This window comes from Nocardia sp. NPDC004573, from assembly GCF_053602135.1.
In genome coordinates, this window is the sequence record NZ_JBSGDA010000012.1 from 147818 (window position 1) to 161438 (window position 13621).

At 69.7% G+C, this 13621-nt stretch carries 10 protein-coding genes; 5 read left to right on the forward strand and 5 right to left on the reverse strand.

What is annotated here, in order from left to right:
• Positions 1-27 precede the first annotated feature (27 nt).
• The 4 genes from ACWEKR_RS20425 (at position 28) to ACWEKR_RS20440 (ending at position 3763) form a co-directional block, all read left to right on the forward strand.
• A complete protein-coding gene (locus tag ACWEKR_RS20425) occupies positions 28-648 on the forward strand; it encodes a TetR/AcrR family transcriptional regulator (protein ID WP_452355808.1) in 621 nt (206 codons plus the stop codon).
• Positions 649-829: 181 nt separating this feature from the next.
• Entirely contained in the window at positions 830-1576 is a 747-nt protein-coding gene (locus tag ACWEKR_RS20430) for a DUF6008 family protein (protein ID WP_195087179.1), read from the forward strand.
• 1118 nt (positions 1577-2694) lie between these two features.
• On the forward strand, positions 2695-3069 hold the full coding sequence (locus ACWEKR_RS20435) for a hypothetical protein (RefSeq protein ID WP_452355809.1): 375 nt from the start codon (positions 2695-2697) through the stop codon (positions 3067-3069).
• A gap of 148 nt (positions 3070-3217) precedes the next feature.
• Positions 3218-3763 carry a hypothetical protein gene (locus ACWEKR_RS20440; protein ID WP_159845395.1) on the forward strand — a complete coding sequence of 182 codons (546 nt, stop codon included), beginning with the start codon at positions 3218-3220 and terminating at the stop codon, positions 3761-3763.
• 39 nt (positions 3764-3802) lie between these two features.
• On the opposite strand, the gene ACWEKR_RS20445 is transcribed toward ACWEKR_RS20440, so the two are convergent.
• The 4 genes from ACWEKR_RS20445 to ACWEKR_RS20460 form a co-directional block, all read right to left on the reverse strand.
• Positions 3803-6340, reverse strand: coding sequence for an ATP-binding protein (locus ACWEKR_RS20445; RefSeq protein ID WP_452355810.1), 2538 nt, complete (start codon positions 6338-6340; stop codon positions 3803-3805).
• A gap of 43 nt (positions 6341-6383) precedes the next feature.
• Positions 6384-8921, reverse strand: coding sequence for an ATP-binding protein (locus ACWEKR_RS20450; protein WP_452355811.1), 2538 nt, complete (start codon positions 8919-8921; stop codon positions 6384-6386).
• A 117-nt stretch (positions 8922-9038) separates the two neighbouring features.
• Positions 9039-9614 (reverse strand): dihydrofolate reductase family protein, encoded by a 576-nt coding sequence (locus ACWEKR_RS20455; RefSeq protein WP_228829976.1) that lies wholly within the window; start codon positions 9612-9614, stop codon positions 9039-9041.
• 250 nt (positions 9615-9864) lie between these two features.
• Positions 9865-10599, reverse strand: a complete 735-nt coding sequence (locus tag ACWEKR_RS20460) for a MerR family transcriptional regulator (RefSeq protein ID WP_452355812.1) — start codon at positions 10597-10599, stop codon at positions 9865-9867.
• 205 nt (positions 10600-10804) lie between these two features.
• Between ACWEKR_RS20460 and ACWEKR_RS20465 the strand changes: the two genes are divergently transcribed.
• Positions 10805-11161: a DUF1707 SHOCT-like domain-containing protein gene (locus ACWEKR_RS20465; RefSeq protein ID WP_195087189.1), complete on the forward strand. Its 357-nt coding sequence runs from the start codon at positions 10805-10807 to the stop codon at positions 11159-11161.
• 6 nt (positions 11162-11167) lie between these two features.
• Here ACWEKR_RS20465 and ACWEKR_RS20470 read toward each other — a convergent pair whose 3' ends face one another.
• A complete protein-coding gene (locus ACWEKR_RS20470) occupies positions 11168-13549 on the reverse strand; it encodes a tetratricopeptide repeat protein (RefSeq protein ID WP_452355813.1) in 2382 nt (793 codons plus the stop codon).
• Positions 13550-13621 lie beyond the last annotated feature (72 nt).

Here is a 13621-nt window from a genome sequence, read left to right on the forward strand (position 1 = left end):
TGTGGCGACGCCCGTACGATCGACCGTATGGAAAGTGGCCCGCAGGTCGCGGAGATCACCGACAAGCGTCTGCTGCGCGGTGCGCGAACACGTGCCACCGTGCTGCGCCAGGCGGTCGACATCGCTTCACTGGACGGATTGGAAGGACTCAGTTTCGGCAGGCTCGCCACCGACACGGGGCTGAGCAAGGCGGGCATCCAGACCCTGTTCCGCACGAAGGAAGCACTGCAACTGGCCGCCGTCGACTATGCGCGCGACCGATTCGTGGAAGCGGTCGTCGAACCGGCCGGCTCCGCGCCGCGCGGCGTCGCCCGCCTGCGCGCCTTGGTGGACCACTGGATCGTCTACGCCGCGACGCCGCTGTTCGCGGGCGGCTGCTTCCGGGTCGCGACCATGGCCGAATACGACAGCAAGCCGGGACCGGTCCGCGACGCCCTCATCCGCGATCAGCGGACGTGGGTGCGACTGCTGGCGCGCGAACTGCGCGCGGCGGCGTCCGCCGGTGAGATCGGCAACTCGGACGCCGATCTCACCGCGTTCCAGATCGATGCGGTGTTGTGCGCGACCAATATCGCACTGCGAATTGGCGATCCGGATGCCGCCGACCGCGCCCGCCGCATCATCGAGGGTTTCTTGCAACCATCCTGAACACGCTTGATGCCTTCCGGGTATGGCCCGCACCCAATTGTGAGCGCAGCCAGCGCATTCGGAAATCTCGGACAGAACGGGCCGCCGCCTTGTATCTTGCGGATAACGCGTTCGACGCGTTTCCGAAGCAACTCCCCCCATCCGTCGCCGTTGCCGGAGGGCGCGCAGAAGGGCGGTTCCCATGAACCACACAGCCGGAGCGACCGGGATGGAAATCCTGGGTGCGATCTTGATGGTGGCCTGGATGGTCGTCATGTGGGCGGCGGTCGGCGTGCTCGTCGTCGCGTTGCGTAAACCATTGCGCCCATGGATGTTCCGCACCGCGCTCGGAGTGATCGCGCTGGGCGTGGTCGCCCAGATCGGCCACTTCCAGGAGCATGTGGCACAGGTGGGCTATTGGATCCAGCATCCGAACTCCCCCGCCTGGATGACCCCGTGGGGCACCGGCCTGGCGAATGGATTCGGGCAGGTCAACCACATGAAGCCCGCGCTCGGGATGGAGATCCTGCACCTGGTCGGCAATTTCCACTTCCTCGCCGGACTGGTCGGCGTCGCCTTGGTGACCCATCACGCCCTGGAGAGCAAGGCGCGCAAATGGGGCCGCATGGGGGTGTTGATGCAAGGCATCCACGGCCTCGAGCACCTCGCGCTCACCCTGACGGTCGCGTTCGGCACCAAGGCGATCGGACTGTCGACCATCTTCGGTCTGCTGGATCCCGGGCCCGGCGCGGCGACCTACCGTATCTGGTGGCACTTCCTGGCCAACGTGATCGGCACGAGCATCTTCGCCGTCGCGCTGTACTACCTGTGGCGCGAGCGCGCGGTGATCGAAGCTCCGTTCCGCGACCCCGCCGCCGCCAAGGCGAGCCGGGTATCAGCGGCCAAGGATCCGGTGGCTCCGGCATACGCGGCGGTCACCGAAGCCTGATCGCGAGACCGATCCCGCACTTTCTCCGCGGCGCACGATGGCGTCGAAAGGACGTGCAGAGGCTTCCCCCATCCCCCGCCGAGGTTCACACAGGACCGTAGCGGCCTATTCAGCGAAAGGGCGTCCGCCATACGGCGGGCGCCCTTTCGTATGCCATGTCCGAACAACGCGCCCGGGGCATGCCTGACATCAGAGGCAGTTGGCCTACCGTCTGCCGGGCAGCCTCCAACGGTCGTACCGGCCACCACGCCGCACCACGAAGGAGGTCTGCGTAAGTCCACGGGCCACCAGCGAGTTCATCGCACAGCATCGAGTCGCGCCGACAAGTCATGCCGAGCCCTCGGAGCGTCCCGCCGCCGGCTTCGACCGCGAGCGCCGACTGGTCGCAACCCGCGACGGCCACCAGCGCTACCTCCATCACAGTCGGCGGGAGTCGGTATCACTGCCGACTCTCGCATCGGTGTCGGCTGCGCCGATCGGGTGCGCTCGCCCGCCCGACAACTCGGGTTCAACGCATTTCCCACAGCACGGCCACTGCTACAGCGGGGACATCGACGCTGGTGACGGCCGCAGACCGCACAGACGCGCAGAGCATCCTTCCCAATTTTGGGAAAGCGCTCGACAAGACATTGACCCGTCGATTAATGTGACGTTATCCAACGGCACGATAAATAGGGACCCGCCGATCGGACCACACCGGACCGATCCCCGATCCCGAGGTGGCGAGATGAACGGACGCGAACGATGACCGGCATCACGCCGCACCAGCGACGGACACAGACCTGGCTCGTCCGCCCGCTGATCGTGAGCGCGATAGCGGCCACGCCGGAAACCCCGGCGCCGGCCGAAGCGCTGGCCGGGCCCGACGCGACCGTCGCGGCACCGCGCCCCGCAGACCCGGGCCGCCACGGATACGACAGGCCGGGCTCTTCCCACCCCCACGACCGGGACCGAGCCGACCGGCACCGCCCCGCGGACGACACCTCCGCGACGGATGCCGCCCCGATCCCTTCCCCGCCCCCACCTCGCGCGGCAACCCCGACCATCGACGTTCGCCGCACCGCCGCCGCTCGAACCGTGCTGCCGCGCACGGCTCGAAATCCGAACGGAGACTTACGATGACCGCCACCACCCACTCCGCCGCACGGCGACTGTTCGCCTGCGCCGCGATCCTCGGCATGCTCACCGCGGGCGCCGCGGGCATCGCGGGCGCCGAGTCGCACTCGAGTCCCTCGGACCCGCGCAACGGCACCGGCGACACCAACGGCTGGCACCACATCGACCCGATGGGTTACCACCACAGCGACAGGGACCCGCGCCGCGCGGACGAGCACGACGACGCCATCCGCGACTACCACCAGCGCCAGAGCCGCCCCGCACCGGCCGACACCCCCACGGGCGACACCTCCGTCAGCCCCAGCTGGTCGCGCGTCGGCCGCCCGGACGGCAGCGGCTACACCGTCTGCCGCCCGCAGGCCCGCTGGTGCCAGTGATCGCCGGATCGGCTCGCTCACTCGTACCCACGACCTTCCGTGACGTCCGTCGGGACTGACCATACCGCTACTCAGCGGCACATTACTTGAAGTATCACCATCCCGGAAATCCACTCCGGCCGGGATAGCGCACGAAAGAGAAATGCACATGTTTAAGATCAACGGGCTTCGCCGGACGACCGCGTGTAACGACAAGCGCGGTGGTACGGCACGGACGCTCACCCTGCTGGCGGCGGCAGCGGTGGCGGCGGGCGGCCTGAGCCTCGGCGCGGGCACCGCCGAGGCTCAGGGCGCTGCCTGCCTCTGGGCCGGTGGCGCCTACGGCCAGGGCACCACGGTCGTCGCAGGCGGCTGGGCCTTCAGCTGCGGCACCGACGCGGTCGGCGCCCCCTACTGGCACCGCGGCCACGCCGTGCGGCAGGCCAGCACCGTTCCCAACCCGGGCGCCTACGCCCACCCCGCGGGCCTGTTCAGCCCCGGTGCCCGCCAGTACGGCACGGAATACAACGACTACTGCGTCGGAAGCCAGCTCATCGAGGGTTCCGAGGATGTCTACCAGGTGGTCTCGGACGGCCGCGGCTCCCTGTGGTGGAAGGCCGCCGGCTCGATCGACCAGTGGTCCTTCGACCCCGGCACCGGGCCGCAGCGGTCCTGGCGGTCGTCGAGCCTGTGCTACGACGGCTCCCTGACCTGACCCGACCCGGCTCCCGCACGCCCGTAACCGTCGCGACGGTTACGGGCGTGTTCGCGTTCGCGCGGGCCGCCGTGCGGATTCCAGCCTGACCCGCTCCGCGAGGTGATCCGGGACGTGCCTGCCGATGTCGGCCCTGGTGGCCGCCATCAGCTTCCGGCGCACGGCCGCCACCTGGGCATCGACCGTCCGGATCGAACTACCCCGGCGCGCGGCGATGGCGCTGTTGGCCCAGCCGGCCGCCGCCAGCACGGCGACCTCCCGTTCCGCCGGCGTCAGCTCGTCCCAGCGGGGGGCCGCTGTCGGCTTGGCCTGCGGACGCGGGCTGGGCAACTGGTCGACCGGCAACCTGCCCAGCAGCAGCAACTGCAGTTCGTCGCGTTCGGGACGCAGGCGGGCGCCGCGCGCGACCGCCGCCGCATGGGCCTGCTCGCCGATGACCGCGGTGACCGCCGCGACGGCGCGGGCGGTGCCGCGGGCCACCAGCGTCACCCGGTCGGCAACGATGCCCATCGAACGGTGCAACGTCGCGATCCCGCCTTGCAGATGGGCGATCTCGGTGGCGGCGGCGACCGCTTCGGCGCTCCTGGTGTCGCCCGCCTCGATCCGGGCGGACAGGAGGTAGGTCAGCGCCATCATGATGAAATGCGCGACCCAGCCCGCCGTCCAGGTGTCCCCCGTGACCAGCAGACGTTCCAGGGTGGACTGCCCGAGCTTGACCGCTTCCCGTGGATCGCGGTGCCGGGAGACCGCGATCATCCAGGCCAGTTCCGCCCAGGAGGTCGCCCAGCCCGCGTCGGAAGCGACGGCCCGGTCCAGGTGGTCCCGCGCGGCCGCGAGCGCGACATCCGCGTCACCGAGGTTCGCGTAGGTGAGCGCCTCGAACAGTTCACTCCGCTGCTCTCCGGCCCGGTCGCCCAAGGCGGCGAACTTCTCGCGCGCCCTGGACAACACGTCGACCGCGCGCAGGTCGAGATGGATCAGCAGCAGTTCGAGGCCCCAGGTGAACTCCACCGCGGCGGGCAGGCCCGCATCGATCGACGTCGTCTCCCGCCAACGGTGCCGCTGCTGCGGATCGAGGCACTCCGCGGCACATTCGTCCAGTAATTGCGCGGTGTAGGCGTGCCTGCCCTGCCAGATGGCGATCCAGCCGACCAGCGCGGTCGCGTTGATCCGCAGCCGGGTCGGCGGCGGATCGACCTGCGCGGTGACTTCCAGGGCCTGTTCGGTCAGGCTGGTGATGGCGCGGTTCGACCCGGTGATGAACGGCACGCGCAACGCCATCAGCGTCGCGGCGGTCTCCAGCCCGACCACGGCTTCCTCCGGGTCGTCGAGGCTGGTCTCTACGGCGATGAGGATGTTGTCCCAAGCCGCCCGCGCCCAGTCGATCCACTCCTGCTCCCTGGGGCCGTACCAGGTGGCCGGGCCCGCGGCGACACGATCGCGGTAGTGCCGCCGATGCCGGGCCAGCAGGCGCGCCTCGTCCAAGTGGTCACCGCGCGTGGCCAGGCGGTCGCGCACGAACACCCGGACGCTCTCCAGCAGGTAATAGCGCACCGTGGCCGCGGTGAGATGGACCGAAAGCAGCGACCGTTCGACCAGGCGCTCGAGCAGTCCCTCGATCCGCTCGGCGGGCAGCGCCGCGTCCGCGCACACCGCGACGATCGCGTCCACCTCGGCTCCGCCGCATTGCGTCTCGTCGTTCTCGGCATCGCAGCCGGTGGCGAACACCGACAAGCGGTCAAGCAGCAACTGCTCGGGCGCGGTGCACAGACCGTAGGACCAGGCGATCACGTCACGCACGCTGCGGTGCCGTTCGCCGACGCCGCCTCTGGCGCCGTGCGTCCATTGCAGGCGCCGATCGGCGGTGTCGCCGGACAACTCGCGCAGCACGATGGCCGGTGGCCGGTGCAGTAGCCGCGCCGCGGCCAGACGGATGAACAGCGGGTTGTTGTCGACGTGCCCGCAGATCCGGGTGGCGATGGCCAGTTGGCCGGGATCCTCGGGAATCGGCCGTCCGGTGCGCTCGGCTCGCCGCCGGAACAGTTCGAGGGCGTGCACGCTGGCCAGCGGCGGCACGGTCACCAGGTGCTCGTCGATCCAGCCGATCGGCTCCCGGCTGGTCGCGACGATGGTCAGGCCGGGCACCTCTTGCAGCAGGCCGATGACGAGCGGGCCCACCCCGTCCAGCACGTGTTCGCAGTTGTCCAGCACGAGGAGGGTGCGGTCGGTGCCGTCGTCGGTGAAGACCTCCAGCAAGCCGTCCCAGGCGGAGCGGCCCGCGATGCCGTTCTTCGCGACGGACAAGAGCACTTCCTCGGCGACCGCCCCGGTCTCCGCGCCTGCCGCGAGCCGGGCCAGGCGCGTCCAGTACACCGTGTGCCGCGCCGCGCCGCGGTACCGCCGCACGGCTTCCACCGCCAGTGTCGTCTTGCCGATGCCGCCGGGCCCGACCAAGGTGATCAGCCTGGCGTTCGACGAGTCCAGTAGTGCGTGGATCCGCCGCAGTTCGGCCTGCCTGCCCACGAACTCACCGAGCGCGGCGGGGCCGTTGCCACCGCCGCCGTTCACCTCCGACATGCCGACGCACCTACCGATCCGGGAAAACCACCGCTCGAGCAGCCTAATGGGCGCGAGGAGACCTCCCTCTGCGACCACGGCCGGGCCGCCGCTCGGATTCGTAGCGGACCCGGTCGGCGAGGTCGTCGGGGATGTGCGCCGCGATGTCGGCGCGGGAGGCGATCATCAGCTTCTGCCGGATGGCGGCGACCTGCGCGTCGACCGTCCGGATGGAACTGCGTCTGCGGCCGGCGATGGCGCTGTTGGGCCAGCCCGCCGCCGCGAAGACGGCGACATCGCGTTCGGCCTCCGACAGGTCGTTCCAGCGCGAGGCGGGCCGCCGCGACGCGGGCCGGGAAGCGCCCGGGCGGTCCGGCCGCCTGGCCGTCTGCGCCTGCTCCGCGGGCGGGCTCGGACACCACAGCGCGTCCAGCTCGGGGCGCAGGCGCGTCCGGCGTTCGGCGGCGGCGTAGGCCCGATCACCGAGTACCGCGCGGGCGAGCTCGGCGGCCCCGCGCAGTTCGGCGGCGATCAGCGGAACCCGGTCGACGGAAATGCCCATCGAACGCTGCCGCGCCTTGAAACCGCCGATCAGGTAGGCGATCTCGGTCGCGGCGTCGGCGCACGCGGCGGGATCCCTCCCCTCGGCCCGCCGCGCGACGAGGATCTGGGCCAGCGCGACGATGTGCGCGCCCACCGCCCAGCTCGCCGTCCAGGTGTCCCGCTCGCCGCGGTAACGGGTGAGCACACCGTGGGTCAACGTCAGCGCCTCGGCGGAGGACCCGTGCTTGGCCAGCGCCACCGCGCGCGCGATCTCGGCCCAGGCCAGCGACAACGTCGAGCCGGACGACATCGACCGCTCCAGGAATCGCGCGGTGTGCTCCAGCGCCTGCCGCCGGTCGCCGACGAGGGCGGAACAGAATGTCGCGAAGACTTCGCTGCGTTCGGCACCGATGCGATCGCCCTGGTCGGCGAATTTGCGACGGGCCCGGGTGAGCACGGTGACCGCGCGCGGATCGCCGTATACCAGCATCAGCTCGAGCCCCCACATCCACTCGACCGGCGCGGGCAGACCGAAATCCGTGTCGGTGTACCGCGGGCCCGCCCCCGGCGGGAGGTCGGCGCGATCGGCGAGCAGTTGCGGGATGTGCTCGGTACGCCCCTGCCACAGCGAGATCCAGCCGAGCAGTGCGGTGGCGAGGTCGGCGAGCCCGGAAGGACCGAGTCCGGACGCGCGGGTGGCCTCCAGCGCGCGCTCGGTCAAGCGGGTGAGCGCGCCCGCACCGGACTTGACGTACGGCACCTTCATCGACAGCAGAACGGTGGCGATCTCCAGCGCGACCACGGCCTCCGCCGGGTCGGACAAGCCGGATTCGATGGCAAGCACGATGTCGTTCCAGGCCGACCGCGCCCACGCCAGCCAGGCCTGATCCTGCGGGCCCAGCCAGATGGCCTGTCCGGCGACCACCTTGTCCCGGAAGTACCTGCGGTGCCGCGCGGCGAGCCGGTCGGCCTCGCCACGGTCTCGTCGGCGCAGCCGGTCCCGGGCGAACACGCGGACGCTCTGCACCAGGTACCAGCTGACCGTGGTCGCGGTGAGATGCGCCGACAACAGCGACTGTTCGGTGAGCCGCTCCAGCAGGCGCTCGATCTCGTGCGCGGGCAAGGTGTCGTCGGCGCACACCGCGATCGCGGCGTCGAGCTCGATACCGCCGCGCAGCGACTCGTCGTCGGTCTCGTAGCCGGCGGCGAAGACCGACAGCCGCTCCAGCAGCAACTGCTCCGAAGCGCTGCACAGCGCGAAGGACCAGGCCACCACGTCGTAGACACCCCGGTGGCGCTGCTCGGCGCCCGCCCGTGCCCCGTGCTTCCAGTACAGGCGTTTGTCGTCCGCGTCGCCGGTGAGTTCGCGCAGCACCATGGCAGGCGGCTGGTGTCGCAGGCGTGCCGCGGCCAGCCGGACGAACAGCGGATTGTGGTCGACCCGCAGACAGATCCGCGCGGCGACGTCCAGCGCTTCGGGCTCGTCCGGGATCGCGCGGCCGATGAGCTGGGCCCGCTGCCGGAACAATTCGAGCGACTGCCGCGGTGACAGCGGCGGTACGGGCAGGATGTACTCGTCGGCCCAGCCGATCGGTTCTCGGCTGGTGGCCAGGATGGTCAGCCCCGGCGCCGCTTCCAGCAACTCGGCGATCATCGCCGCGACCGCGCCCAGCAGGTGTTCGCAGTTGTCCAGCACCAGGACGGCGCGCTCGGTGGAGCGGTCTCCGCTGCTGAAGGTACGCACCAGCGCGCTGTGGGTCGGCGGTGCATCGAGGTCGGCGCGTACGGCCGACTGCATCACGTCTTGCGCGGTGGCGGTGCTGTCGGCCTCCAATCCGGCCAGTCGCGCCCAGTACACCGGCCTGCGAAGGGCGCGCGCGCCGCGGCGCAACGCCTCCGCGGCCAATCGCGTCTTGCCGATCCCACCTGGGCCGACCAGGGTGATCAGGCGGGCGCCGCCGTCCAGCAGCGTTCCCAGCCGGTCCAATTCCGTTTCCCGGCCGATGAATTCACTGGTGGACGCAGGCAGCACGTCGCCACGTGCCTGAACCAGGGACATGAAACGAAAGTTAGCCGACGACGCGGCAACGCGCTCGACAATCACAGGTTAGGGCGTAGTCAAGCCCCCATTTACCTGGGCGGCGGACCCCGGTTTCGCGTTTTCCCGCGCCGGTTGCTACCGCGCGGAGGCCATCTGCTGGTAGTGCATCTGGACCACCGCGCTGTCGAAGGTCATCACGTCGACCAGTTGCAGCCCCGAGACCACCGCGGGCGTCGGGAACAGCGGAATCCCGCCACCGAGGAGGATGGGATGCACGAACAGCCGGTACTCATCGATCAAGTCGTGCTTCATGAACTCGGAGGCCGTCTCCGCACCACCGAACAGGACCATGTCGCAGTCCGGCCGGGCGCGTAACGCGGTGATCTTCTCGACGAGGTCCTCCCTGACCACGGTCGTGTTCCACCTCGCGGTGGACAGCGTGCGGGAGAACACCAATTTGGGCGTCTGTTTCCAGCAGCGCGCGAAATTCACGTAGAACTCCGAGATCGCGGGATCCACGTCGGCGGTCGGCCAGAACGACGCCATGATCTCGTAGGTCTTGCGGCCGTAGAGGAACAGGTCGGCCGAGCGTAATTCGTCGAGGAACGACTCGCACAATTCCTCGTCCACCACCGGCCAGTGGATCTCCTGATCCGGCCCCTCCGCGAAGCCGTCGAGCGACATCTGCATCCACAGTGTCACGCTTCCCATGTGCCCACACCCATCTGCTGCCCTTGTGCGACTTCCAGATTGTCGGGGGGAGCGACACTTCGGCGCATCGGTAGGTGGCCTGAGACATACCTAAGTAGGCGAGCGTAGGTAGGTTTGCGGCGCAGCGAACGCGCGCCGGACGACGTCGCCCAATATACCGTTGATCAACGGCACGTTACTGCTACGTATCACCAATGATGGGAATCTGAAACGTAAACACTTCGACCAGGCGGGGATACGCGGCGCGTGATCAGCTCTCCGGCAACGCCTCGCTGAGCTCGGTGTCCTGATCGAGATACCTTGCGACGAGCCGGTTCACGAGTTCGGCGGCGGTCTGCGCGGGGACGTCCTTGGTCGCCGCCAACCGCTGCGCGAGTTCGGCGGTCTGCGCCGGGCCGCGATCGGACTCCTGGAACGACGCCCACACGGTTCGCCGGAACAGGTCCACATAGCGCCGGGCGATGCGCTCCGCGTCCGTGCGCAGCTTCTCCAGCTCGCCGAGCACCTCGTCGGCCGGGACGCCGGCGGCGGTCAGTTGATCGAGGCTGTGCGCCAGGCGGCGATCCGCGATCCGGTAGGTCGCCGCGTCGACCGGCTCGTACAGCCCCGCGGCGACGACCCTGGCCAGGCCGTTGGGCACGTCATGATAGAGCTCGGCCAGTTCGGTCGCCGCGATCGTGTCACCCGCGTCCACGGCGGGCGCCTCGGTCGCCTCCGGCTCTGCGACGCCGAGGATGTCCCCGAGATCGTCACCGCGATCCCAGGCGTTGAGCAACTCCTTGATGCCGTTGAGTTTGATCCCGCGGTCGAGCAACCTGCTGATGGTCCGCACCCGATTGAGGTGGTCGGCGCCGTAGAACCCGGTACGCCCCTTCACCTGCGGGGGCGGCAGCACACCGCGTTCGTGGTAGACGCGCAGGCTGCGCACGGTCGTACCGGCCTCCCGCGCCAGCTCGTCGATCGTGTACTCCACACCCGCAGTCATACCTCAAGGAAACCACATCGCAACACGGAGCGACCGCCGGTGCGCGGCCATTGCCGGGGCGACCGACCGGTCTCCAGCGACATAACAGCAAACACCTAAGGCGCGGGGCGGAAACGCCCCGCCACGCACACCGGCCGACCCGCTTCTTCCCGCCCCTGGAAATCCCCTCGGTGCCCGGTTCCGCCGCTGCGCCTATCCTTCCGGCATGGGTGAATCCGCGGGCACTCCGGCCGGTCTCGCCGACCGCGAACGCGCGATGCGCGAGCTGACCCACCATCTGGGCACGGGCCGACTGAGCCTGGCCGAGTTCGACGAACTGAGCGCGGCGGTCGCCGCCGCGACCAGCAAGACGCAGTTGGCCGAGCTGTTCGCCGACCTGCCGGGCAGCACACCGCCGCCCGCCGAGAACACCCCGGTCAATCCGCTGCCTCGCCTGGTCGTCCTGGCCGGCGCGGCGGTCGTCTTCTCGGTGGTGCTCGCGGTGACCACCGGCGACTGGCTGTGGCTGCTGGTGATCCTGGCCGCGCCAGCCCTTTTCATGTTCACCGCGCGCACGACCTGAGCCCGGTCACCACCTCGACTTCGGCCGGACGTAGTTGGCCAGGTCGACCAAGCGGTAGCGATGCAGCCGATGCGGGGCGATCCGGGCCAGCGCGCGCAGGCTCGACTCCAGTCCGCGTTGCAGGCCCAGCGGGGTGAACGGGAAACCGAGCAGGGTCGCGTCCGGATCGGCCGCCGCGCCGCCCGCCCGCACCCACTCCAGCGCCGCGCCCACCACGATGACCTGGAGTTGCAGCGCCCGCGGTTCGTCCGGCGCGGCGTCCAGTCGCGCGGCCGCCTCGAGCAGGTCGGCCTCGGTGGTCTCCGGGATGGGTTGGGAGACCAGCAGCAGGCATCCCGTCATGCGCGCCACACTCTGGTACCGCGATGCCTCCGGCACCTGATCCAGGACTTCCACCGCCTCCAGCAAACCGCCGTCGGCGGCGAGCCTGCGGGCCAGGCCGAAGGCCGCACTCACCAAGCCGTGATTGGTCCGCCACACCGTGCGGTAGTACTCCTCGGCGAGCCGATGCCAGTGGTCGCCCCCGGCGTCGCCGAGATGCTGGAGGGTGAGTTCGGCGGTGGCCGCCAGGGCCAGGGCTGGGGCGATCTCACCGGGCAGCATGCCGTGCACCAGGTCGAAGTATTCGTAGGCGCGTTCGTACTGCCCGTCCAGCAGGGCCGCGACGGCCGAATACCACTCCAGCCGCCAATCCGTGCCGTAGTCGGGCCGCAGGTCGGCGAGCCGATCGCACGCGGGCACCACCTCACCCAGGTCCAGGTGCGCGCGGACCGCGGTCAGCGTGCCCTCCAGTTCGAACGTCTCCGGCTCCGGAATGGTCCCGGAGACGATCCGGTCGGCGGTGCGGCGCAGTGCGTCCAGCGCGTGCCGGGGATCGCCGTGCAGCAGCGTGGACAGCAGATCGGCGCTGGGGTCCTCGCCGTCGATCAGCGGCACCGGCAGGGCCGCGACGACACTCGGCGCGTCCAGCGCGGGCAGGCGGTGCCGCCCGTCGGTCATCCCGTCGGTCTGCCCGATCAACGTCTCGATGCCGAAATCGCCGCGCATGGCGCCGAATTCGAGTGACGCCTGCGGATGTTCCTTACCGGTGTCGTAGGCGAGCACCATGCGCAGGACACCGGCGAGCTGGCCGTACATCGCGTAGGCGGTCGGGAAGCGGCGTTTGGGATCCGGATCGGTGGCGCGGCAGAGCAAACGGTACAGCGCCGGATAGTCGCGCAACAGCGGCTCGTCGTCCGGCGACGGGATGCCGGGCAGCTGGTGTCCGTCGGCGTTCTTGGGCATGTCCAGCACCAGCGCGGCCAGCGTGCGCCCGACGGTGTAGATGTCCGAGGCGACCGTGGGCCCGGTCTCGGTGATCTCGGGCGCTTGATAACCCGGGGTGCCGTAGATGCTGCCGTAGGACTCCATCGCGGCGACCGCGCCGAGATCGATCAGCTTGACCTCGTCCTCGCTGACCATGATGTTGTCGGGCTTGAGATCGTTGTAGGCCAGCCCGAACGAGTGCAGATAGTCCAGCGCGGGCAGGATCTCCATCATGAAGGCGATCGCCTCGGAGACCGGGATGCGTTCCGGCGCGCGCAGATCCAGCATCCGCTTGAGTGAACGCCCGCCGACGTACTCCATGACGATGTAACCGTCGGCCACGTCGCGCCCGGAACGGTGCTTGACGAAGTTGTGGATCTTGACGATGCCGGGATACGCCACCTCCGACAGGAATTGGCGTTCGGCGAGGGCGACGACGTGCGCCTCGAAGTCGAGCGGGTTCTGCAATCCCTTCAGCACCACCCAGCGATCGCTGACGTTGCGATCGACCGCCAGGTAGATCCATCCGAGTCCGCCGTGGGCCAGGCAACCCTGGACTTCGTACTGGTCGGCGACCATCTCCCCCGGCTGCAGCAGCGGCCGGAAGTTGAACGGGGAAGCGCAACGACCGCACTCACCCTCCACGGCGCCGGGGCCTGCGGCGGTGGTGCGGCCGACCGGCTGCTGGCATTTCCAGCAGAACCGCTTGTGCTCGGGCACTTCCGGGTTCTGCATCACCGCGGTACGCGGATCGAGCGGGCTCACCTTGGGCATCGACACCAGCCCACCGCCCAATCTTCGCCCGCTCGGGCGCGAGCGTGCGCTGCGCCCGGAATCCGATTCGGACTCGAGTGCGCCGAGCAGCAGCCGCTCAGCAGTGCCGATGGTTTCCTCGCCCCCGCCGTCGCGGCTGGTCGGCGGCCCGCCGTCGGCGAGCGCCGAGTCGACGGCCACGGCACGCGGTTTCTCGACGTACCGCGGTGTCGACCACGGATTGGGAAGCAGTGGGGGCACTTCGGTTTTGAGCAGGTGCCGAGTTGCCCAGGGGTGGGAAGTTCGCCGAGGCACCTCGGTGCCGCGCATGCGCCGATTCGCCCATGGATGCGCAAGTGGGCGGTCGGATGCGCTGGGGTGCTCCGGCATACGAACCTCTCA